Source organism: Bradyrhizobium sp. Ken01 (assembly GCF_055807355.1).
On sequence record NZ_JBVVPC010000016.1, the window covers coordinates 98,400 to 121,205 of the forward strand.

The following is a 22,806-nucleotide window of genomic DNA, read 5'->3' on the forward strand; positions in this document are numbered from 1 at the left end:
TCGCTGGTCTTCCGAAGAAGTTCCGGACAGTCTGATTTGAAAAAGAAAATAATCGGTGTTTGCTGCGACGCAATGAGAGCTTGGGCGGCTCATTGTCACACGAGCTATCCCGTTCAAAAAACGAGCGTTTCGGAAAGTCACCGGATCGTGAATCGAGTTCCCTCGCGGCGTGCTGCGACGGAACAGCGCAATTACCCCGCCGCCTTCATCCGATAGTGGCTAACGCCCCACTCGGTTCCATCGGCGTAGCCGAACAGGCCGGAGGTCGCGAGAAAGAACCAGCGCCAGCGCCGCATTCGCTGGCCGGTCTCCTCGCCATGGATGTTGCGCAAGGCCGCCTCGATGGCATCGCGATGCACGTCGAAATTGGCGAGCCAGTCGTTGGCGGTGCGCTGATAATGCGTGCCGCTCCAGCACCATTCCTTCTCGACCGTGAAGATATCGTCGAATTGCCTGACAAGGTGATGGCTCGGCATCAGCCCGCCCGTGGAGACGTGCTGCGCGATCCAGTCGTCGCGATCGGCCCGGTCGAACAGGTGGGAGCCAGAGCGATGGGCGACGATGTGCATGAAGAACCGCCCCTCCGGCGCGAGCCACGCGCGCAGGCGCGTCATCAGCTTGCGCCAGTTCATCACATGCTCGAACATCTCGACCGAAACGATGCGGTCGAATTGCCCGTCGGGCGCGAACACGTTGATGTCCGCCGTGACCACGCGCAGGTTGAGGAGACCGCGCAGCCGCGCCTCTTCTTCGATATAAGTGCGCTGCGCCTGCGAGCTCGACACCGCCGTCACCTTGGCGTGCGGAAACTGCCGCGCCATCCACAGCGACAGCGAGCCCCAGCCACAGCCGAGCTCGAGGATGGTCTGGCCGTCGGCGAGAGCGGCATGCTCGGCGGTCTGGCGCAACGCCTCCTCCTCGGCCTCCTGCAAGGTGGTCGCGTCGGTCTTGTAGAAGCAGCAGGAGTATTTGCGGTTGGGACCGAGCACCTTCGCAAAGAACGAAGCGGGCACCTCGTCATAGCCGACATCCGGGTCCTCGGCGATCGGCCGCAGCATCATCCGCCCGGCGAAGGCGGCATCGTCGGCCCCGCCCAGCGCGGACAGCCGCGTCACCGTGCGCGAGCACAGGCGCTGGATCGCCGCGCGGATCACGACATCAGGCAGCGGCACCCGTTCGGCAGTCCCGATGATTGCGGACACGACGCTCATGCGACGACTCCGTCTTTGGGCGGCAGATCTTGGGCGCCAGATCTTGGGCGGCAGGGGAAAAGTACGACTTGAACCTGTGGAATGCCGAGGATTAGGAAAGTACGTCCGTACCAAAGCCCCGTTTCAGCTCTGGGTTCCCCAGCTCTCCCCGAAATCGGCGCATCCGGCGCTTTTTTTGGGCTGGCGCTGTGCCATAGTGCGCCCCGCAAGCAAGTTAACGGATGATACCGGCCATGCCGCCAGGCGCCTCGCCCCGCTCTTCCCTCGACATCGAATACACCAAGCTTTCCTCGCCCAGCGTCTTTCTGGTGCGGATGCTGGTCTTCCTGGTGCTCTGCGCCCTGGTGGGAGTGGTGCTCTACAAGCAGATCATCCAGGCCTTCTTCGCCAATCCCGGGCTTAATGCCCTGATCGGCGGCGTACTGTTCATCGGCATTATCCTGGCCATCCGCCAGGTGATCCGGCTGTATCCCGAAGTCTCCTGGGTCAACAATTTCCGCATCGCCGATCCTGGCCTTGCGCCCGCCCGTCACCCCAAGCTGCTGGCGCCGATGGCGATGATCCTCGGCGGCGAGCGCACCGGGCGGATGTCGATCACCCAGACCACCATGCGGCACCTGCTCGATTCAATCGCGACCCGCCTCGACGAGGCCCGCGACATCTCCCGCTACATGACCGGGCTTCTGGTCTTCCTCGGCCTGCTCGGCACCTTCTGGGGCCTGATCGAGACGGTCGGCTCGGTCGGCAAGGTGATCGACGGGCTCAAGGTCGGGGGCGATTCCGGCGCCCTGTTCGACACGCTGAAGGAGGGGCTGGCCGCCCCGCTCGGCGGCATGGGCATCTCGTTCTCGAGTTCGCTGTTCGGCCTCGCCGGCTCGCTGATCCTGGGCTTTCTCGACCTGCAATCGAGCCAGGCGCAGAACCGTTTCTACACCGATCTCGAAGACTGGCTTGCCACCACCGTGCGCGAATATGGCAGTGGCGAAGTAGCTGTCGCCGCCAGCGGCAGTGGCGGCGGCATTGCCAGCGGCGAGCTTCAGGCTGTCGTCGAGCGCTTGCGCACGGTGCTCGAGGAAGGCAGCGGCAGCCGCGGCACCACTGCGGCGATGGCGGGCCTTGCCGAAGCCATCCAGGCGCTGGTCTCGCATATGCGCACCGAGCAGCAGATGATCCGTGAATGGGCCGACGGCCAGGGCGAGCAGAACCGCGAGATCCGGCGCCTGCTGGAGCGCATCGCGCGTCAGCCCGAGAAGGGTTAGCGACATGGCACTGGCGCGCGGCCGCCGCGGCGATACCTCCTTCAACTACTGGCCCGGCTTCGTCGACGCGCTGTCGACGCTGGTGCTGTCGATCGTGTTCCTGCTGTCGGTGTTCCTGGTCGTGCAGTTCTTCCTGTCGCAGGAGGTCACCGGCAAGGACAAGGCGCTGGAGCTGCTCAACGCCAAGATCGCGCAGCTCAACGAATTGCTGTCGCTGGAGAAGCTCGGCAAGCTCACGCTCGACGACCAGGTCTCGTCGCTGAAAGCCGGCCTCGCCTCGGCCGAGAGCGAGCGCGACCGCATCAAGGGCCTCTATGAGGGGCTCGCCGCGGCCGGCAACGATGCGCAAGGCAAATCCTCCGAACTCGGTAAGGCGTTGGACTCCGAGAAAGCGGTTTCGGCCCGCGCGCTGGCGCAGATCGAGGTGCTGAACCAGCAGATCAGCGCGCTGCGGCGGCAATTGGCGGCGCTGGAGGAAGCGCTCGACGTCAGCGAGAAGCGCGACAAGGAATCGCAAAATCGCATTGCCGATCTGGGCTCTCGGCTGAATGTCGCCCTGGCGCAGCGGGTGCAGGAATTGTCGCGCTATCGCTCGGAATTCTTCGGCCGACTGCGCGCCATCCTCGGCAACCGCCCCGACATCCGCATCGTCGGCGACCGCTTCGTGTTCCAGTCCGAAGTGTTCTTCGACACCGGACAGGCGGTGCTGCTGCCCGAAGGCCGCGCCGAGCTCGACACGCTCGCGACCGCGCTGATCGACCTCGACAAGAAGATCCCGAACGAGATCCCCTGGGTGCTGCGCGTCGACGGCCACACCGACGTGCGTCCGGTCAACGGGCCGAACTTCAAGTCGAACTGGGACCTCTCGGCCGCCCGCTCGATCTCGGTGGTGCAATATCTGATCTCGCTCGGCGTGCCGGCCCAGCGCCTCGTCGCCGCCGGCTTCGGCGAATTCCAGCCGCTCGACACCGCCAACACCGAGGAAGCCTACAAGCGCAACCGCCGCATCGAGCTGAAGCTGACGGAGCGGTAGTGGTGAGGGTCGCGCGATACTCGCCACACCGTCATGGCCGGGCTTGTCCCGGCCATCCACGGGCCTCGGTCCACGCGGGGAGAAGGGCGTGGATGCCCGGGACAAGCCCGGGCATGACGGCCTACGTAAAATGACCGCCCTCCGCGTCCGCCCTTACCTTCCAGAGGACGAGGCCGCCTCGATCGAGCTCTGGCATCGCACCTGGCAGCAGGCCTATCCGCAGATCGACTTCGCGGCACGGCTGGACTGGTGGCGCGAGCGCTGGCGCAAGGAGCTGGTGCCGAAGGCCTCCATCGTGGTCGCGGAGCAGGACGGCACGCTGACCGGCTTCGTCACCATCGACGGCGACGGCTATCTCGATCAGCTCGTGGTCGATCCCGCGCATTGGGGCTCGGACGCGGCGCGGCTGTTGCTGGATGAGGCCAAGCGCCTGTCGCCTGCGGGCGTGACGCTGCTCGTCAACAAGGACAACAGCCGCGCCATCCGCTTCTACGAGCGCAACGGCTTTGCGCATGCCGGCGACGAGGTGAACCCGACCTCGGGCCGGCCCGTGCTGAAGATGGAATGGCAGCCTTGATTCTGGCGGACGTGACGCCCGTCACGTCGGGATCCCGGGACGTCGGCTAGTCGTTGTGCCCGGAAGTTGCGCCGGCAAGCGGATGGAGATGCCCCATGAAACTGAGCGATCTGGCCAAGGGGTCTTCGGTCCTGCTCGGCGTCATCGTCTCCGGATATGTCTCGACCAGCTATGTCGACCAGCGCCTCGCCACGCCGGTCAAGACCACGAGTGCTCCGACGAATGGCCTTGGGGCATCGGCCTGTGTCGATGAGGACGGGAGCTGGAAGAACTGGCCCTGGCCGAACGTGCCGGCGCTGTCGCCGAAGTGCCGACAAGCGGTGCTGTTCGTCAATTCGCTGCCATGTGCTCTCGGTTCAAGCGGAGTTCGAGATCGAACTGCCAGCTTTCGGCCTGGCGGATCGCGCGGTGGCTGTCTTCGCGAAGCCGGATCGACTCCTCGATCGCTCGCTGCGCCCGCTCTAAAAGCTCGAGGGTTTCCTTGCTGAATGGCTGGGCCATGAGGCGCACTCCCGTTGAGGCGGGAGCACAAATCATCTCTCAGGCACCGACGCCTACGGACGAGCCTTTGGCCGGCGATACCTGATTAGGCGCCACATCTGGTGGAACTGCAAGGTTCATACACGCGGCTCAGGGGCGGGCTGCCCTATCCGAAATTCCGGAAGCCTACGATTGCGCGCGCATCTGTGGCGGAACTAACCTCTTCAAATCGTCAAGACGCTCGATCTGAGGCCTAGTTCATTCGTTCTGGTCGAGAATCTCTCGCACCCTCAGTGCAAGCTTCGCTTGGGAAATCGGCTTCTCCAACAGATTGACGCCTTCATCAAGCCTTCCCTGGTGCACGACGGCATTACGCGAATACCCGGTCATGTACAGGATTTTCAGCTCCGGTCGAATTTGGTGCGCGCGCCTGCCAAGTTCGCGACCATTGATCCCCGGCATGACCACGTCGGTGAGAAGAAGATCCACCTTCGACTCGTCCTGCAGGAGAATGGTCAGGGCCGCTTGGGCGCTGCGGGCCGAGAGGACACGGTAGTTGAGATCACGAAGGACGTCAGAAATATAGACGCGCAGATCTTCATCATCCTCGACCACGAGAATGGTCTCGAATATCTCACCCTCGGCGAGCTCCTCAGGTGCCACTTCCTCATGTCGGACACTGCCGGTGAAGCGCGGGAAATACATCTTGATCGTCGTGCCTTGCCCCACCTCGGTATAGATTTTTGCGTGGCCTCCGGATTGTTTGACGAAGCCATAGACCTGACTTAGCCCAAGCCCGGTGCCGTGGCCCGGCTCCTTCGTGGTGAAGAAGGGCTCAAACGCGTGATTGAGAACGTCCCGCGACATTCCGACGCCTGTGTCAGTCACGCAGATAGCGACGTACTGACCGGGCGCCAATTCCGGATTGAGCCGACAGTAATCCTCGTCGGCGGCGATGTTGGCAGCTTCCAGAGTCAGCTTTCCACCGTCAGGCATGGCGTCGCGAGCGTTGATTGCCAGGTTGACGATGGCCGACTCCAGATGATTGGCATCGGCTTCAATTTGCCACAGACCCGCACTTCCGACCGTTTGGACTTCGATGCTCTCCCCCAGCGTACGCTGGAGGAATTCCTGCAGACCATTGACGTAGTTGTTCACGTTGATCGGCTTGGGATCGAGCGCCTGTCGTCGCGAAAATGCCAACAAGCGACTGGTCAACGCCGCGGCTCTCTGCGCGCCTCGTTTCGCGTTTGCGAGCGCCCGGTTCAGATTGGCTCCGGGCGCCTTGGCGTGCCGCTCAGCTGTTTCGAGATTGCCAAGGACGATCATCAGCAGATTGTTGAAGTCGTGCGCGATTCCGCCGCTGAGTTGCCCCACCGCTTCCAGCTTTTGGGATGCGGCGAGTTGCTCCTGAACGTGTTTGAGTTCGTCCTCGGCGCGCTTCCGGTCCGTAACGTCGCGCGTGACCTTGGCAAACCCGACGATGTTGCCGGCCTCGTCCGTAATGCGATCGATGATGACCGACGCCCAAAAGCGGGAGCCATCTTTTCGCAGGCGCCACCCTTCCGCTTCAAACCGCCCATGCTCCGCCGCCTCTAAAAGCGCACGCTTGGGCACACCGAGTTCGATGTCCTCGGGCGTGTAAAAAGCGCTGAAATGCCGGCCAATGATCTCCGGCGGCGCGTAACCCTTGATTCGCTCCGCACCGGGATTCCAGGTTGTCACGTTGCCGAGCGGATCGAGCTGAAAGATCGCGTAATCGACCACCGCCTCGATCAGCTGACGGTAGCGCCGCTCGCTGTGGAGAAGCTCTTCATGGGCTTGCTGACGCTCGGTTACGTCTCGCGTGACTTTGGCGAAGCCGATCAGCTCACCAGCCTCGTTGCGGACGGCATCGATGATGACCGATGCCCAGAAACGGCTTCCATCCTTGCGGACTCTCCATCCCTCGGCGCTGAAGCGGCCTGCTTGCGCTGCGACGCTCAAGGCGCGCTCCGGGAGCCCTTTGGTGCGATCGTCGGGCGTATAGAAGGACGCGAACGACTTGCCGATGATTTCGTCCGGCGTGTAGCCCTTCAGCCGCTGCGCGCCGGAGTTCCAGCTGCGGACGGTGCCGTCTATGTCGATCATGTAAATGGCGTAATCAACGATCGCATCGATGAGCAGTTGAAGTCGCGCGGTATCGTCGATCCCGTCAAGTTTTGACTGAGGGGTCTGCAAATGGCCGGCTCCGATGAGGGGGGACAACATACAACTGCAAAGTCACTACATCGTTCCGCGCTCTGGCTGCCGCCCTTTGCCATACGACTTTCGCTTTGTGGGACTGGAGTCCGCTAAGGCGGTTGTCAGACTTCAGAAAAAGCTGATGAGCACGTCGGCTAAGGCCGCAAGCTGACCAATGTTGGCGATGCCTATATCACGCGGATACTTTACGGTGCTGGCGAATGCTGGACGGAGAGCGTCCATAGAGCTCGCGAAAGGTGGCGTTGAACCGGCGCACGCTGCCAAAGCCGGCCCGGTAGGCGATCTGGGCGAATTGATCATTCGTCTCGTCCATTAAGCGCTTCGCCCGCTGTACACGCCTGGTCTTTGCTACCTGCTGGGGGCTGGCCCCGACATACCGCTCGAACAGACGCGCAAGATGGCGCGAGCTTACCCCGAGCCGATCGGCGAGTGCAGCAACCGAACCGTCGTCCAACGCGCCACCATCGATCAATTTCAAGGCGCGCGCGACTGTCGAGCGCGTGCCGTTCCAGGCAGCACAGAAGGGCGCGGTCTCCGGACGGCAACGCAAGCAAGGCCGGTATCCCGCAGCTTCGGCAGCCGCCGCAGTTTGATAGTAGGCCACGTTACGGGTCAACGGCTGCTTCACCGGGCAAACGGGACGGCAGTAGATTCGCGTTGTCCTCACTGCCGTGTAGAAACGGCCGTCATAGCGCGGATCGCGCTGCAAGCGCGCGGTGTTGCATACCTCAAAACTGAGCATGACTCATTTTATCGCAGGCTGCGCCAGAAGAACAGTCCTGGGATGATCAGGTCCGATTCCGGCCAGCGATGTCGGCGCGCCCTCCGTATAGAGAGAGCCCAGATCCGCTGAGCACTTGGAGAAACAAAAATGAACAGCACGAATCCTAAAGAGATCGTCATCAATGCCTGGAAGACTTTCAAAACCCGTGATGCCGGCTTGATCGCGGAGCTGTTTACTCCCGATGCCGAATGGATCGCGCCGGCCGGAAACGCCACCGCAGTCGCTCTCAAGCACACCGACCACATGATTGGACCGGATCAAATCGCAGGCTTCATTGCCGCGGAAATGCATCATCTGTTCTCGAACGTCGAGATCTCGTTTCTGGGCCTTCATGCTGATGGTGACACTGTGGTGGTCGAGGAGCGAATGCGGGCCACTCTTCCTGGAGGCAAGCCCTACGAGAATAATTATTGCTTCGTTTTTGCCCTTTCGGGCGACCGCATCAAGCTGGTTCGCGAATACATGGACACCCGAAAGGGCTGGCAGATGATCTTCGAGCCGCTTTGAAAACTGCTTTGGGACACAAACCGATGTCTATCGGCGGAAGCCAATGGAGTCGGAGTCCGTTCGACTGCACGGCGGTAGCGAAGGGAGACGATGTCGCGCGAAGCGCCTACCAAAATCTCCAATGTCGCCGAAAAGACGGGGAATCCAGTACGCCGCAGCCTCTCGATTGATCGCTAACGTCTCGGAGTACTGGATCGCCCGCCTTCGCGGGCGATGACACTGTGAGTGCGGCAGCAGTCCGGACTACTCCGCCTCACGCCCCCTCGAACTGCAACCTCGCCAGCCTTGCGTAAAGTCCATTCGCGGCCACGAGCTCCGCATGCGTGCCCTGCTCGACGATTTTGCCCTGGTCCATCACCAGGATGCGGTCGCACGACAGGACGGTGGCGAGGCGGTGCGCGATGACGAGGGTGGTGCGGTGGCGCATCAGTTCTTCCAGCGCGGTCTGCACCAGCGTCTCGCTTTCGGCATCGAGCGCGGAGGTGGCTTCATCGAGCAGCAGCAGCGGCGCATCGCGCAGGATGGCGCGGGCGATCGCGATGCGCTGGCGCTGGCCGCCTGATAGTGTCACGCCGCGCTCGCCGAGCGGGGTGTCGAAACCTTCTGGCAGGCGGCGGATGAACTCGGCGGCGTGCGCGAGCTCGGCCGCGCGCTCGACCTCGGCGTCGGTGGCATCGGGCCGGCCGAAGCGGATGTTGTCGCGGGCGCTGGCCGCGAACACGTTGGATTCCTGCGGCACCAGCGCGATGCGCGAACGGAAGTCACGCGGATCGGCGGATTTGACCGGCACGCCGTCGAGCGAGATCGCGCCGCTGCGCGGATCGTAGAAGCGCAGCAGCAGATGAAAGATCGTGCTCTTGCCGGCGCCGGAGGGACCGACGATCGCAACCTTCTCGCCGGGGCGCACGGTGAACGAGACGGCATCGAGCACATTGACGTCGCGCCGCGCCGGATAGGCGAAGCTGACGTGGTCGAAGCCGACTTCGCCGCGCGCCGGCACCGGCAGCGCGCGCGGCGAGGTGGGCGCGGTGATGTCGGGCTGCACATGCAGGATCTCGAACAGGCGCTCGGCAGCGCCGGATGCCGCCGAGATCTCGCCCCAGACCTCGCTGAGCTGGCCGAGGCCGGCCGCGGCAAAGGCCGCATAGAGCACGAACTGGCCGAGCCGGCCCGGCGTGATGGTGCCGGTCAGCACGTCGTGCGAACCGATCCAGAGAATCGCGACCACGCTTGCGAACACGATGAAGATGATGATGGCGGTGAGCACGGCACGCGCCTGCGTGGAGGTGCGCGCGGCTTCATAGGCCTGCTCGACCTCGCCGCCGAAGCGCCTCTCGGCGAGGCTCTCGCTGGTATAGGCCTGCACGGTGCGGATCGCGCCGACCAGCTCGCTCGCATAGGCGGAGGCCTCGGCCAGCGTGTCCTGCGCATTGCGCGACAGCCGCCGCACCCAGCGCCCGAACGCGACCAGCGGCAGCACGATCAGGGGGATGGCCAGCAGCACGAAGCCGGATAGCCGCGGGCTGGTGATCACCATCATCGCGGCGGCGCCGAAGAACATCATCAGGTTGCGCAGCGCGATCGAGACCGAGGCGCCGACGGAGGATTTGATCTGGGTGGTGTCGGCGGTGAGGCGCGACACCAGCTCGCCGCTGCGCGCGGAATCGAAGAAAGCCGGCGACAGCGACAGCAGATGAGCAAAGACGTCGCGCCTGAGATCGGCGACGATGCGCTCGCCGATCGTCATCACGAGGTAGTAGCGCGCGGCGCTCGCCAGCGCGAGCACGGCGACGACGGCGATCATCACCGAGAAGTAGCTGTTGATCAGCTCGATGCCCTCGGGCGTCAGGCCGAAATCGATCATCCTGCGCACCGCGACCGGCACCAGCAGGGTGGTCAGCGCCGCGATCGTCAGCGCCACGAAGGCCAGCGACGCCCGGCCGCGATAGCGCGCAACATAGGGCGCGAGCGCCAGCAGCGGCCGCAGCTTCGCGCGGCTTTTCGCCGGCGCCTCGATCAGGTCGGCCTCGATCGACGGGGCTTCCGCGGGCCCGGTTTCAAGCCGTTCAACTGCGCTCATGAGATCCGACCAAAAGACAAAGAGAGGTGCTCCGCTCCAGATAGGCCGGGCGAGCGGGAGTGGCAAATCCGGGATGTCCCTTAGGGGGCCGCCCGGTCCCCACCTAAGGCCCTGCAATGGCTTGTTTTACAGGGCCTCGTGGGGTATAGACCGCGCCAAATCCGTCATTCGATAGCCACTCAAGTGAGGCGCCGGGGCGCCGAGGAATTGCCATGAAAGCCGAAATTCACCCGAACTATCATACGATTAAGGTCGTGATGACCGACGGAACCGAGTACCTGACCCGCTCCACCTGGGGCAAGGAAGGCGACACGCTGAATCTCGACATCGACCCCAAGTCGCACCCGGCCTGGACCGGCGGCAACGCCCAGCTGATGGATCGCGGCGGCCGCGTCTCGCGCTTCCAGAAGAAGTTTTCGGGCTTTCTCAAAAAGGATTGATCCGGCCCCTCGAGGCTGGAGACGAAAACGCCCCCGGAGAGCCGGGGGCGTTTTTTGTTTTGGGGAGCTACCGTCGCATCGCTACCAGACCCGTCATCCTGACGTGCGAGTGGCGCTATGCAAAGCATCGCGCCGAGAGCCTCGAAGGATGGATGGCCGAGATGCAGCCGGGCCGTCGCCCTTCGAGGGCCGCTGAAGAAGCGGCCACCTCAGGGTGACGGTTTTGAGTTGAGCGCTTACCGCTCGAACGCCGCCTTCAGCGCGTTGAGGTGCGGCACCAGCGGATTGCCGATCGAGGAATGATCGACCGGCGGCGTGTGGATGGTGGTGTCCAGGCGGCGCACACGGGTCTGGAGGCTCATCGAGCGATGGATCAGATCCTGGAGCTGCGACGGCAGCTTCTCGATGGTGTCGGTCGAGCCGGGATCGGCGGCGGAGAGCTTGACCTTGGTCTTTTCGCGATTGGCCTGGCCCAGCGTCATCTCGCCTTCCTTCACGGCGCGGTGCAGCAGCAGCCACGAGGCGAGCTGCATCAGGCGGGTGGTCAGGCGCATGCTCTCGGTCGCATAGGTGAGGCTGACGGCACGATCGAGCGCCTTGGCCTCGGTGCGGCCGGCGCCATCGAGATAGGCCGCGGTCTCCTCGACCAGGTCCATGCCCTCGCGGAACAGGACGCCGAAGGCCGCAGAATTGGTGAACCGCTCGCTGAGTTGAACGAGAGCGCCTTCGGCTTGCAAACGTTCCATGGTTAACGCCCCTTACGCAACTGTCTGACTGCCCGGCTTTGGCGCCGGCTTATGATGAACAAATCATTGCGCGGGCGAGACGCCGAGTCCAGTGACAAGCGCGGATATGGTTTCCGCGCGTCTTTGCCCGCAATTCAACCGCGGCGAGACGCAAAAGGGCGGAGCTGGGCGCAAAAAAAGAGCCGCCGGAAAACCGGCGGCTTTGAAAGTTGATAACAGGGAGGCGTCAAACAGAGTGGACAGGAGCCACTCGGTGTCCAAACAAGGACAGTTCCTAGTCATAAACTCGAAAGCTTAATGTCGAGTAAACGAGCGATTATTTTGAGGGTTCGTTAGCCATGTCGGTCAGTGGCCGAGTGGGCGGTGGAACAATCAACCCGTCATGCCCGGGCTTGTCCCGGGCATCCACGTTCTTTCTTTCGGCGAGACATCGAGAACGTGGATGGCCGGGACAGGCCCGGCCAGGACGCGGTGGAAGCAGCGCGCGCTTCCCCTTCCAATGCTCTACGACTTGAAAACGCTGTTCGCCGCGTCGCGCGAGGCGCGCTTCTTTGTTCCGGCTTCTTCCAATCTTGCGATCTCGCCCTTGAGCAGCGCGATGCGCTCGGTCAGTTCCTCCACTGACAAGAGTGAGAGATCCTGTCCGATGTCATGGCTGATCTTCTTGCGCGGGCGGTCGTCGTCTTCCATCGCCATCCTGGTTCCTCCTGCGTTCGCATCACAAGCGGCTGAGGCGGTTGCCAGCCTGCACCGCGCTGGCTAAGCAATGGCCTCGTTCCATCCCGCACCTTTGCTCAAGGACACATCATGGACAAGCTGCCCGCGCAAATGACCGTGGTCGCCATCTCGAAACCCGGCGGACCGGAAGTGCTGGTGCCAGAACAACGGGCGCTGCCGCAGCCCGGGCCCGACGAGATCCTGGTCAAGGTGCAGGCCGCCGGCGTCAACCGGCCGGACGTCGCGCAGCGCTCCGGCGCCTATCCGCCGCCGCCCGGCGCCAGCGACCTGCCCGGCCTCGAGATCGCCGGCGAAGTGGTGGCCGTCGGCAGCAACGCCAAGCGGCACAAGATCGGCGACAAGGTGATGTCGCTGGTCGCCGGTGGCGGCTATGCGCAGTACTGCATTGCCCAGGACGGTCAGGCGATGAGCGTGCCTCCGTCGCTGTCGATCAAGGAAGCCGGCGCACTGCCGGAAACGCTGATGACGGTCTGGCACAACGTGTTCGAGCGCGGCGGCCTGAAGGCCGGCGAGACGCTGCTGATCCACGGCGGCTCTTCCGGCATCGGCACCATGGCGATCCAGCTCGCCAAAGCGTTCGGCGCGAAGGTGATCGTCACCGTGGGATCGCAGGACAAGATCGATGCCTGCCTCAAGCTCGGCGCGGATCGGGCCATCAACTACAAGACGGAAGACTTCGTCGCCGTGGTCAAGGCGGAGACCAACAATGCCGGCGCCAATCTGATCCTCGACATGGTCGCCGGCGACTATGTCGATCGCAACTATGACGCCGCCGCGCTCGACGGCCGCGTCGTGCAGATCGCAACCCTCAACGGGCCCAAGGTCACCGTCAACATCGCCAAGGTGATGGTGAAGCGCCTCACCCATACCGGCTCGACGCTGCGCCCCCGTAGTAATGCGGACAAGGCGGCGATGGTGGCCGCGATCGAGGCGAAAGTGATGCCGCTTTTGCGCGAAGGCCGGGTCAAGCCGCTGATGGACAGCACTTTCCCGCTGGAAAAGGCATCCGACGCGCACCGGCGGATGGAGACCTCGGCACATATTGGCAAAATTGTGTTGGAGGTCTAGGCCAACGGCCCACAGGGCAAGCCGGAAACCCTTTGATTTTCCTTGCTTTCGTGGCATCTATCGCGACGCACCGAACCCCCTTGTTCCGTTCGGAAAACGCCGTGCACCGAAGAGCCTGCACCGAAGAGTTTGCGTCGAACGCGGAGAACTGACCTTGCGTCTGATCAGGTGCCTCGCGCCCATAGCGCTGGGCCTCATGATTCTCGTCTGCGCGTTCCCGGCGCGCGCGCTGGACGCTGTCAGCGTCCGCGGTGACGCGCCCGCGATCGACCTCACCGGCGTGCTCGAGCATCAGCGCAGCGACGCCGACCGTATCCAGGTCTCCACCGCACCCGGCACCGACGGCATCGTCCGCCGCATCGAGGTGCGCGCCCGCGAAGGCGGCCAGAACTGGGTGGTGTTCGCGCTCGCCAACAACACCGACGACCAGCTCGACCGCCTGATCGTCGCCCCGCATTACCGCATCGTCTCTTCGGGGCTGCTCTGGCCCGACCTCGGGCTGTCGCGCATCGCGACCATCACGCCCTCCACCGGCGACCGGCCGGAGCGGCAGGAGAGCCCGACCGCCGACGTCTTCCGCGTCACCCTCGATCCCGGCGCCGTCGTCACCTTCGTCGCCGAGCTGCGCACCGACAAGCTGCCGCAGCTCTATCTGTGGGAGCCGGAATCCTACAAGGACAAGGTCAACTCGTTCACGCTGTACCAGGGCATCGTGATCGGCATCTCCGGCTTGCTGGCGCTGGTGCTGACCATCCTGTTCGTGGTCAAGGGCAGCATCATGTTCCCGGCCGCCGCGGCGCTGGCCTGGGCGGTGCTGGTCTATATCGGCGTCGATTTCGGCTTCTGGGGCAAGGTGCTCGACATGTCGAACAACGCCGAGCGCATCTGGCGCGCGGCGGGCGAGGCGATCCTGGCGGCGACGCTGCTGGTGTTCCTGTTCGCCTATCTCAATCTCAGTCGATGGCACGTGCGCTATTCGCACATCACGGTGGGCTGGCTCGCGTTCCTGGGATCACTGGTGGCGCTGGCCCTGTTCGATCCCGCCGTCGCCTCCGGCATCGCGCGCATCTCGCTGGTGCTGATTGCCTTCGCCGGCTTCGCGCTGATCGTCTATCTCTCCACCCACGGCTTCGACCGCGCGGTGCTGCTGATTCCGACCTGGTTCCTGCTGGTGGTCTGGGTGGTCGCGGCCGGCATGACTGTCGCAGGCTCCGTCACCAACGACATCGTCGGCCCGGCGCTACTCGGCGGCCTCGTGCTGATTGTGATGCTGATCGGCTTCACGGTGATGCAGCATGCCTTCGCCGGCGGCGGCGCCACCACCGGCGTCGTCTCCGACATCGAGCGCCGCGCGCTGGCGCTGGCCGGTTCCGGCGATTTGATCTGGGACTGGGACGTTTCCGCCGACAAGGTCTTCACCAGCCCCGAGACCGAGGCCCTGCTCGGCCTCAAGCGCGGCACGCTGGAAGGCCCGGCCGCCTCCTGGCTGGAAGTGCTGCACCCGCTCGACCAGGACCGTTTCCGCGCCGCGCTCGACAGCGTGCTCGACCAGCGCCGCGGCCGCCTGGTGCAGGATTTCCGCCTGCGCACGCCGGACGGTCATTTCATGTGGTTCGCGCTGAAGGCGCGCCCGGTGGTCGGCTCCGACGGCGAGGTCTCGCGCGTGGTCGGCACCCTCACCGACGTCACCGAGTTGCGCAACGCCGAGGAGCGCCTGCTGCACGATTCCGTGCATGACAATCTCACCGGCCTGCCCAACCGCAAGCTGTTCATGGACCGGCTCGGCGCCGTCGCGCATTTCGCCAAGACCATGCCGACGCTGCGGCCCACGCTGATGGTGATCGACCTCGACCGCTTCAAGCAGGTCAACGATTCCGTCGGCATCGCCGTCGGCGATTCCATCCTGCTGACGCTGGCCCGCCGCCTCACCCGCATCCTGAAGCCGCAGGATACGCTGGCGCGGCTCGCCGGCGACCAGTTCGGCCTGATCCTGCTCTCGGAGCAGGACCCCGCCCGCATCACCGCCTTCGCCGAGACCATCCGCAAGACCATCCGCGCGCCGATCGCCTTCAACGAACGCGAAATCTTTCTCACGGCCTCGATCGGCCTCGCCTTGTCCGATCCGCAAGTTCAGCTCACGGACGAGATCATCAAGGACGCCGAGCTTGCGATGTATCACTCCAAGCGCATCGGCGGCGACCGCATCGACGTCTACAAGTCCGCGATGCGCGCGCGAAAAACCGACCGGCTGACGCTGGAGAGCGAATTGCGCCGCGCCATCGAGCGGCAGGAGCTCACGATCCTGTACCAGCCCATCGTGCGCCTCGAAGACCGTTCGGTGGCCGGCTTCGAGGCGCTGGTGCGCTGGGATCATCCCAAGCTCGGACGCATGGCGCCGTCGGAATTCATCACCATCGCGGAAGAGACCGGCCTGATCATCGACCTCGGCATGTTCGTGCTCGACCAGACCGCCAAGCAGCTCTCGATCTGGCAGCGCGCGATGCGCTCGCGCGAGCCGATCTTCGCATCGGTCAACGTCTCCTCGCGGCAATTGCTGCGCCACGACCTGATCCACGACATCCGCACCGTGCTGTCGCGCTCCTCGGTCGCGCGCGGCACGCTGAAGCTGGAACTGACGGAATCGCTGGTGATGGAGAATCCGGAGCATGCGGCGCAGATGCTGACGCGCATCCGCGAGCTCGGCACCGGGCTGTCGCTCGACGATTTCGGCACTGGCCATTCGTCGCTGGCCTATCTGCAGCGCTTCCCGTTCGACACCATCAAGATCGACCAATCCTTCGTGCGCACCACCAACCGCGGCACCCGCCCGGTGATCCTGAAGTCCATCATCGCGCTCGCGCACGACCTCGGCATGGACGTGGTCGCCGAAGGTGCCGAGACCGATTCCGACGCGGTCGAGCTCTACCAGATGGGCTGCGAATATGCGCAAGGGTTTGCCTTCGGCGAACCCATGGATGCCGACGCCGCGATGCGCCTGCTCACGGAAGTGCGCTTGGAAGCGGCGAGCTAGCTCTTCTTTCCCTCTCCCCTTGAGGGAGAGGGTCCGCTCGCAAAGCGAGCGGGGGTGAGGGGTATCTCTCCCCGAACGCTACTCTCTTAATTGCGGATGCAACCCCTCATCCGGCGCTTCGCGCCACCTTCTCCACAAAGGGAGAAGGGAAGAGAGCGCACGCGCTATCGCCGCCGGTCACTCTTGCGCTTCGTGAACCGCACGCTCGCACCGTCCGGCATCCGCGTCGCCACAAAGCCCGCGGCGAGGCAGGCTTCGCGCTGCGGCATCTGGATGTCCGGGCTGCGCAGGCTGTCCCACCATGAGGCACGATTCGCCGCGCGCGGCAGGGCCGCGCCGATGATCTCTTCGATCTGTTCATAGGTCAGCACGAATTCCGCCTGCTTCTGCCGCATCAGATAATCGCGCAACGCGTCGTAGTCGTTCACCGCTGTCCTCTTCGCTGTCGAAGCCCCGCTTTGCCCAAAAACGTGAGCCGCGGAAACCAATTTTTAACTCATTCCGGCAGCGCCGTCCCGGCTTAAACACTGCTCAAGCTTTCGGGCGCATTCACTGGTGTCGGGAGCAAACGATGTTGTCTCGATGGCGCGACGTCACGGCCCGCCGGCCATGGCGGCTTTCGGCGAAGCTGCTGATCATCTCGTCCGTGGTGACGGTGATCGGCTTTTCCGCCATTTGCGTCAACGTCATGCTGGACATGCGCCACGGCGAGGAGGCGCTCGCCCGCCAGACCCTGGAAAACCTGGCCACGACCATCGAATCCGACATCAGCCGCAACATCGAGGTCTACGATCTGGCGCTCAAGGCGGTCGCCAGCAACATGCTGCTGCCGGAAATCGCCACGGTCTCGAAGCCGATCCGTCACCTCATCCTGTTCGACCATGCGACCACGGCGAGGCATTTCGGCGCGATCCAGGTGTTCGACGCCGACGGCCGGCTGACCATCGACGCTTCCACGCTCGATCCCTCGCCGGTAAACCGGAGCGAGGAAGACTACTTCAAGGTCCATCGCGACAATCCCAATGCAGGCCTCTTCATCAGCCGTCCCATGCTGTTCCGCGGCGCCTATTCGATCGTGCTGAGCCGGCGCATCAGCGATACCGACGGCGGCTTCCTCGGCGTCGTCGCCGGCTCGATCCGATTCAGCTATTTCCACGAATTGTTCGAGCGCCTCAACCTCAATCCCGAGGACACCATCACCGTGCTCAAGCGCGACCGCACCATCATGATGCGGCGGCCGTTCGATCTCGATGTGATCGGCAAGAATCTCGGGACGCAGCAGAACTGGAAGCCTGAGAATCTCAAGGCCGGCGGGTCCTATGCGGGCCAGGGACCGGTGGACGCGACGCCGCGCCTCTATGTCCGCAGCACCGGCACCAACCCGCTATTCGTGGTGGCAGGCAAGCCATTGAACGCCGTGTTCGAGCTGTGGCAGAGGGAAGCCTATCGCATCGGCGCCGTGGTGCTGGCGCTCAGCCTGTTCATGCTGGCATCGACGCTGGTGCTCGCGCGCGAGATCGGCCGGCGCGCCGAGGCCGAGCGCAAGCTCGAGGAGATGGCGACGACCGACGCGCTCACCGGCCTGAAGAACCGCCGCAAGTTCGACCAGGTCATCGACGTGGAATGGCGCCGCGCGATGCGGCAGCAGACGCCGATCGCGCTCTTGATGATCGATGCCGATCACTTCAAGGCCTACAACGACACGTTCGGCCATCAGGCCGGCGACCAGGTGCTGGTCGGCATCGCCATCTGCATTTCCGATTCGGTGAGCCGCGCAGGCGACTGCGCCGCGCGCTATGGCGGCGAGGAATTCGCCGTGCTGCTGCCGGGTACTTCGGTCACCGACGCCCTTCAGGTGGCCGAGAAGATCCGCGCCAAGGTGCAAGGCTGGTCCGACGACCACACGAGCTCGACGGTCTCCTGCGGCATCGCGAGCCTCGTTCCGACCACGGGCATGGACTGGTCGCTGCTGGTCGCCGCCGCCGACAAGGCGCTCTACGCTGCAAAAGCCGGCGGCCGCAACCAGTCGGTGGTCGCAAGCCTGCCGAAGCTGTCGCTGGTGGCTTAAATCTCGGCATTGGAGCGTGTCGCTCGCCACAACTTCCGTGTCGTCCCGGCCCCCCGTGCGCAATTGCGCACTAGGTCGGGACGACGGAGACTACTGTCCCAGGTACTTCTTCATCTCCGCGATCAAACCGTCACGCAGCTCCGGCCGCTTCAGGCCGTAGGCGATGTTGGCGCGGAGGAAGCCGGGCTTGGAGCCGCAATCGTGGCGCTCGCCCTCGAACTCGACGCCGTAGAATTTTTGCGATCTGGCGAGGCCGATCATGGCGTCGGTGAGCTGGATCTCGCCGCCGGCGCCGCGCTCCTGGGTCTCCAGGATCTTGAAGATTTCCGGCTGCAGGATGTAGCGGCCGGTGATCGAAAGGTTGGACGGTGCGGTGCCCTTGGCCGGCTTCTCGACCATGCCGTCGACCTCGAACATCTTGCCGGTGCGTTTGCCGACGCCGCAGATGCCGTATTGATGGGTGAGATGGTCGGGCACCGCCTCGACCGCGATGACGTTGGATTTCTCGCCGAGCTTGCTGGCGGTGTCGATCATCTGCTTCAGGCAGCCGGGCGAATTGAGCACGAGTTCGTCGGGCAGCACGACCGCGAACGGCTCGTTGCCGACGATGTCGCGCGCGCACCAGACCGCGTGACCGAGACCGAGCGGCGCCTGCTGGCGGGTGAAGCTGACGGCGCCGGCTTCGGGCTGGTTCTGCGCCAGAACGTCCTGCTCTGTCTTCTTGCCGCGCGCGGCCAGCGTCGCATCGAGCTCGAACATCCGGTCGAAATGATCTTCGATGACACTTTTGTTGCGGCCGGTGACGAAGATGAAGTGCTCGATGCCGGCTTCCCTGGCTTCGTCATAGACGTACTGGATCAGCGGCTTGTCGACGATCGTCAGCATTTCCTTCGGCATCGCCTTGGTGGCGGGCAGGACGCGGGTGCCGAGGCCGGCAACGGGAAATACGGCTTTGCGGATTTTCATGGGATTGATCGAATACCTGAGGAACACGTGAAGGGAGCAATGGCACTTGCTAGCTTGTTTGCAGCCGCCAACAAAGGCGGATGTGGGGCCTCATCCTCACAGAGTTAAGAAAAAGGCCACCATCAAAATTTCACCTTTGTTAAGCTGTTGGCAACCGTAACCAGGCCTCCTGAGGGCGGATTTTGGCCGGACAGGTGTGGACATGATGCAATCAATGGCAGGGCTGGCAAAACGAGGCGGGTCCGTGACCGGTGCGACGATGATTGCGGCCACCCTGCTGTTCCCGCTTCCCGCCGGCGCGCAGGCTCAGAACGGTCTGTCAAATCTGTTCGGCGGTATTTTCTCCGGCCCGAACGCGGCGCCTTCGCAAGCAGCGCCCGGGCCCAGCGGCGCTCCAACGGGAGTTCAACCCTGGACCGGCGAGGACGGCGCCTCCGGCCATCCGCTGATGACAGCCGCCGCGATCCGGGAGGCCGCCGGCAACTTCAACAATTGCGTCGCAGGGATGTGGCCCGATGCCGCACGGCGCGGCATCACGCAGGAAAATTTCCAGCGTTTCACGGCAGGCCTCGCGCCCGATTTGCGCATCATGGACCTCATGGACTCGCAGCCCGAGTTCACCAAGTCGATCTGGGATTATCTCGACATCCTCGTGAACGACAACCGCCTCACCAAGGGCCGCGAGGTCCTGGCCAAATACAAAGCGCAGTTCGACGCCACTGAAAAAGCCACCGGCGTCGATCGTTATATCATCGCCTCGATCTGGGGCATCGAATCCAACTACTCGACTCAGATGGGCGACCGCAGCGTGCTGCAATCGACCGCGACGCTCGCCTGCATCGGGCGCCGGCAGGCTTACTTCAAGGACGAATTCCTCTCGGCGCTGGAGATCCTCAACCGCGGCGATCTCAGGCCCGAACAATTGCGCGGCTCCTGGGCCGGCGCCTTCGGCCCGACGCAGTTCATGCCGACCGCGTTCAAGCGCTTCGCCGTGGACGGCGACGGCGACGGACGGCGCGACGTCGTCGACAATCCCTCCGACCTGATTGCGTCGACCGCCAACAATCTGAAGAAGGACGGCTGGCAGGCCGGCCAGACCTGGGGCTACGAGGTCGTGGTGCCCCAGGGCTTCAACTACATGCTGGCCGATCGTGCCAAGGCGATGACGGTCGCGCAGTGGGAAAAGCTCGGCCTCAAGCGTCCGACCAACCAACCCTTCCCGCATCAGGCCGAGAAGGCCTATCTGCTGGCGCCGGCCGGCGCGCAGGGACCGGGCTTCCTGATGCTGCAGAACTTCCGGGTGATCATGAAGTACAACCCGGCCGAGGCTTATGCGCTGGCGATCGGCCATTTCGCCGATCGCCTGCGTGGCGGCCAGCCCTTCGTGCAGCCCTGGCCGCGGCAGGAACGCGAGCTGTCCCGCACCGAGCGGCTGGAACTGCAGCAGTTGCTGGCCCAGCGCGGCTTCTACAAGGGCACCCCCGACGGCCAGTTCGGCGGCCAGACCCGCGAGGCCCTGCGCAATTTCCAGGCCTCGATCGGGGTCCCCGCGGACGGATTTGCCTCCTCCGACGCACTGAACCGGCTGCGCGGGCGGTAAAATCGCGCCGAAAGTAACCCTGAACAGGGATTTTGCCCGGCAACCTTGACCGGGGCGGCGGTTCGCCGTGTATGGGCCAGGATCTGAGAGAATCTGAAAAGAGAATCTGCCCGTTTGGCGCCCGATTCCGCTATTATATCGAGCCTGTCCCGATCCCTATTGCCCGTGCCGAGATCGCATGTCGAAGAAGTCCCTGCTCAAGGTGCTGACCGAGACCGGCCCGCTGATCGCGCTGGGGACGGCGCTTGCGATGCTAGTCTCGGTTGCGGGACCCGCCTCGGCGCAGTTCTTCAACTTCCCCGGCTTCGGCGGCCCGCCGCAGCGCTCGGCTCCGCCGCCACCGCGGAACGGCGGAGGCGGAGGCGGCGGATGGTTCGGAGGCGACTTCTTCGCGCCATTCCAGCAGCAACAGCCGCAAGCGCCGCGTCAGGACTTTTCGCGCGCACCGGCGCCGGCCAAGCGCGACACCATTCCCGACAGGAACGTGCTGGTGATCGGCGATGCCATGGCCGACTGGCTCGCCTACGGCCTGGAAGACGCCTACACCGAGCAGCCCGACATGGGCGTGATCCGCAAGCACAAGACCACGTCCGGCCTGATCAAGTACCAGCCCAAGGGTGAACCCTCCGACTGGACCGCTGCTGCCAAGGGCATTCTCGAGACCGAGAAGCCCGACGTGATCGTGGTGATGCTCGGCCTCAACGACCGCATCGCGATCCGCGAGGCGGCAGCACCTGACAAATCGGACAAGGCGACGGACAAGGACAAGAAGAACGACAAGGGCGCGCGCAGCAAACCACCGGCCAAGCCCGGCGATGCCAAGCCCGGCGACACCGCGGCGAAGCCTGACGAGAAGCCGGCCGATGCCGACCTGCCGCAGGATGATGCCGACAACGCTGACGCACCGGCGGTCGCAGCGCCCGAGAAGACCGCGCGCAACCCGAACGGCCTCTACGAATTCCGCGACGAGCACTGGGTCGAGCTCTACGGCAAGAAGATCGAGGAGCTCGCCAACGTCCTCAAATCCAAGGGCGTGCCGGTGCTCTGGGTCGGCCTGCCCGCGATCCGCGGCCCCAAGGGCACCGCGGACATGCTGTTCCTGGATTCGCTCTATCGCGAAGGCGCGGCAAAGGCCGGCATCACCTACGTCGACGTCTGGGACGGCTTTGTCGACGAGGCCGGACGCTTCCTGCAGAAGGGTCCGGACTTCGAAGGCCAGATTCGTCAGCTCCGCAGCGGTGACGGCGTCTATTTCACGAAACCCGGCGCGCGCAAGCTCGCCCACTATGTCGAGCGCGAGATCACGCGCCTGCTCGCGGGCCGCTCCGGTCCGATCGCGCTGCCGAGCGAACCGGCGACCCCCGACACCAGTGCCGAACCCGGCAAGCCCGCGCCGCGGCCGCTGGCCGGCCCGATCGTGCCGCTGGTCGCGGCCTCGATCTCGACCGATCAATTGCTGGGTGGGCCGGGCTCGCGTCCTGCCGCCGTCGATGCGCTCGCTGCGAAAACGATGGTGAAGGGCGAGCCACTGGCCGCGCCCGCCGGCCGCGCCGACGATTATGCCTGGCCGCGCCGCGAAGTCGGCCGCGAGCAGGCCAAGGGCGATACGCCGGTCGCCGCGACGACGCCCGACGGCGGTACGCCGGGTGCGGCCGCAGCGATCGCCCCGCCAAAGCTTGCGCCGAAGAAGCCACCGGCGCCGCAGCAACCGGCACAGGCCGCGCCATCGATGCGCGATTTCTTCGGCTTTGGCTCGCCACCCCCGCCGCGTCAATTGGCGCCGGCGCCGCGCAATCCGAATCCCAACCCCGCGATCCCGCGTCCGCCTGGCAATGTCGGGCGATCGGCGGAAGTGTTCCGCTAGTTGATCTCATGTCCCGGACGCGGCGCAGCCGCAGAGCGGACATAGCCGTCGCAACATCCATAAAAAAGGCCCCGGCTCGGCAACGCGGCGTACACGTCGCACTGCCTCCG

General features: G+C 64.4%; 19 protein-coding genes and 1 pseudogene. 11 read left to right on the forward strand and 9 right to left on the reverse strand.

The features are described 5' to 3' along the window. Positions 1-191: 191 nt before the first annotated feature. Positions 192-1,211, reverse strand: a complete 1,020-nt coding sequence (locus AC0L3S_RS17620; RefSeq protein ID WP_473280109.1) for an SAM-dependent methyltransferase — start codon at positions 1,209-1,211, stop codon at positions 192-194. 233 nt (positions 1,212-1,444) lie between these two features. On the opposite strand from AC0L3S_RS17620, the gene AC0L3S_RS17625 reads away from it, so the two are divergent. The 4 genes and pseudogenes from AC0L3S_RS17625 to AC0L3S_RS17640 all read left to right on the forward strand — a co-directional run. Next, positions 1,445-2,470: a flagellar motor protein MotA gene (locus AC0L3S_RS17625; RefSeq protein ID WP_473280111.1), complete on the forward strand. Its 1,026-nt coding sequence runs from the start codon at positions 1,445-1,447 to the stop codon at positions 2,468-2,470. Positions 2,471-2,474: 4 nt separating this feature from the next. After that, on the forward strand, positions 2,475-3,503 hold the full coding sequence (locus tag AC0L3S_RS17630) for a peptidoglycan -binding protein (protein WP_007599914.1): 1,029 nt from the start codon (positions 2,475-2,477) through the stop codon (positions 3,501-3,503). Between the two features lie 130 nt (positions 3,504-3,633). Next, positions 3,634-4,080, forward strand: a complete 447-nt coding sequence (locus AC0L3S_RS17635; protein WP_473280113.1) for a GNAT family N-acetyltransferase — start codon at positions 3,634-3,636, stop codon at positions 4,078-4,080. 95 nt (positions 4,081-4,175) lie between these two features. Then, positions 4,176-4,394, forward strand: a pseudogene (locus tag AC0L3S_RS17640) (hypothetical protein); the annotation flags it as partial. A 16-nt stretch (positions 4,395-4,410) separates the two neighbouring features. Here AC0L3S_RS17640 and AC0L3S_RS17645 read toward each other — a convergent pair. The 3 genes from AC0L3S_RS17645 to AC0L3S_RS17655 all read right to left on the reverse strand — a co-directional run bounded on the left by AC0L3S_RS17645 (position 4,411) and on the right by AC0L3S_RS17655 (position 7,546). Next, on the reverse strand, positions 4,411-4,581 hold the full coding sequence (locus AC0L3S_RS17645; protein WP_473265377.1) for a hypothetical protein: 171 nt from the start codon (positions 4,579-4,581) through the stop codon (positions 4,411-4,413). A gap of 237 nt (positions 4,582-4,818) precedes the next feature. Beyond that, positions 4,819-6,810 (reverse strand): hybrid sensor histidine kinase/response regulator, encoded by a 1,992-nt coding sequence (locus tag AC0L3S_RS17650; RefSeq protein ID WP_473265379.1) that lies wholly within the window; start codon positions 6,808-6,810, stop codon positions 4,819-4,821. Between the two features lie 166 nt (positions 6,811-6,976). Continuing rightward, positions 6,977-7,546 (reverse strand): bifunctional transcriptional activator/DNA repair enzyme AdaA, encoded by a 570-nt coding sequence (locus tag AC0L3S_RS17655; protein WP_473280115.1) that lies wholly within the window; start codon positions 7,544-7,546, stop codon positions 6,977-6,979. A gap of 129 nt (positions 7,547-7,675) precedes the next feature. Between AC0L3S_RS17655 and AC0L3S_RS17660 the strand changes: the two genes are divergently transcribed. Then, positions 7,676-8,095, forward strand: coding sequence for a nuclear transport factor 2 family protein (locus AC0L3S_RS17660; protein ID WP_473280117.1), 420 nt, complete (start codon positions 7,676-7,678; stop codon positions 8,093-8,095). Between the two features lie 253 nt (positions 8,096-8,348). Here AC0L3S_RS17660 and AC0L3S_RS17665 read toward each other — a convergent pair whose 3' ends face one another. Continuing rightward, positions 8,349-10,175 (reverse strand): ABC transporter ATP-binding protein/permease, encoded by a 1,827-nt coding sequence (locus tag AC0L3S_RS17665; RefSeq protein ID WP_473280119.1) that lies wholly within the window; start codon positions 10,173-10,175, stop codon positions 8,349-8,351. A gap of 212 nt (positions 10,176-10,387) precedes the next feature. Between AC0L3S_RS17665 and rpmE the strand changes: the two genes are divergently transcribed. Then, positions 10,388-10,615: a 50S ribosomal protein L31 gene (gene rpmE / locus AC0L3S_RS17670; RefSeq protein ID WP_007599895.1), complete on the forward strand. Its 228-nt coding sequence runs from the start codon at positions 10,388-10,390 to the stop codon at positions 10,613-10,615. A 236-nt stretch (positions 10,616-10,851) separates the two neighbouring features. On the opposite strand, the gene rcdA is transcribed toward rpmE, so the two are convergent. Continuing rightward, positions 10,852-11,361 (reverse strand): protease adaptor protein RcdA, encoded by a 510-nt coding sequence (rcdA, locus tag AC0L3S_RS17675; RefSeq protein ID WP_007605503.1) that lies wholly within the window; start codon positions 11,359-11,361, stop codon positions 10,852-10,854. A 504-nt stretch (positions 11,362-11,865) separates the two neighbouring features. Then, positions 11,866-12,057: a DUF1192 domain-containing protein gene (locus tag AC0L3S_RS17680; RefSeq protein WP_473280121.1), complete on the reverse strand. Its 192-nt coding sequence runs from the start codon at positions 12,055-12,057 to the stop codon at positions 11,866-11,868. Positions 12,058-12,168: 111 nt separating this feature from the next. On the opposite strand from AC0L3S_RS17680, the gene AC0L3S_RS17685 reads away from it, so the two are divergent. Together AC0L3S_RS17685 and AC0L3S_RS17690 are read left to right on the forward strand one after the other, a co-directional pair. After that, positions 12,169-13,167, forward strand: coding sequence for an NAD(P)H-quinone oxidoreductase (locus tag AC0L3S_RS17685; RefSeq protein ID WP_473280123.1), 999 nt, complete (start codon positions 12,169-12,171; stop codon positions 13,165-13,167). 154 nt (positions 13,168-13,321) lie between these two features. After that, positions 13,322-16,198, forward strand: coding sequence for an EAL domain-containing protein (locus tag AC0L3S_RS17690; RefSeq protein ID WP_026232774.1), 2,877 nt, complete (start codon positions 13,322-13,324; stop codon positions 16,196-16,198). 164 nt (positions 16,199-16,362) lie between these two features. Here the strand turns inward: AC0L3S_RS17690 and AC0L3S_RS17695 are convergent, their stop codons facing one another. Then, entirely contained in the window at positions 16,363-16,626 is a 264-nt protein-coding gene (locus AC0L3S_RS17695) for a DUF7662 domain-containing protein (RefSeq protein ID WP_473265390.1), read from the reverse strand. Positions 16,627-16,769: 143 nt separating this feature from the next. Between AC0L3S_RS17695 and AC0L3S_RS17700 the strand changes: the two genes are divergently transcribed. Further along, the gene (locus AC0L3S_RS17700) at positions 16,770-18,266 is read left to right on the forward strand and encodes a sensor domain-containing diguanylate cyclase (protein WP_473280125.1); all 1,497 of its coding nucleotides are present in this window, start codon (positions 16,770-16,772) and stop codon (positions 18,264-18,266) included. A 90-nt stretch (positions 18,267-18,356) separates the two neighbouring features. Here the strand turns inward: AC0L3S_RS17700 and AC0L3S_RS17705 are convergent, their stop codons facing one another. After that, positions 18,357-19,232: a UTP--glucose-1-phosphate uridylyltransferase gene (locus tag AC0L3S_RS17705; RefSeq protein ID WP_027515491.1), complete on the reverse strand. Its 876-nt coding sequence runs from the start codon at positions 19,230-19,232 to the stop codon at positions 18,357-18,359. Positions 19,233-19,434: 202 nt separating this feature from the next. Between AC0L3S_RS17705 and AC0L3S_RS17710 the strand changes: the two genes are divergently transcribed. Next, entirely contained in the window at positions 19,435-20,832 is a 1,398-nt protein-coding gene (locus AC0L3S_RS17710; RefSeq protein WP_473265396.1) for a lytic murein transglycosylase, read from the forward strand. Between the two features lie 178 nt (positions 20,833-21,010). Then, the gene (locus AC0L3S_RS17715) at positions 21,011-22,696 is read left to right on the forward strand and encodes an SGNH/GDSL hydrolase family protein (RefSeq protein WP_473280127.1); all 1,686 of its coding nucleotides are present in this window, start codon (positions 21,011-21,013) and stop codon (positions 22,694-22,696) included. The last annotated feature ends 110 nt before the right edge of the window (positions 22,697-22,806 follow it).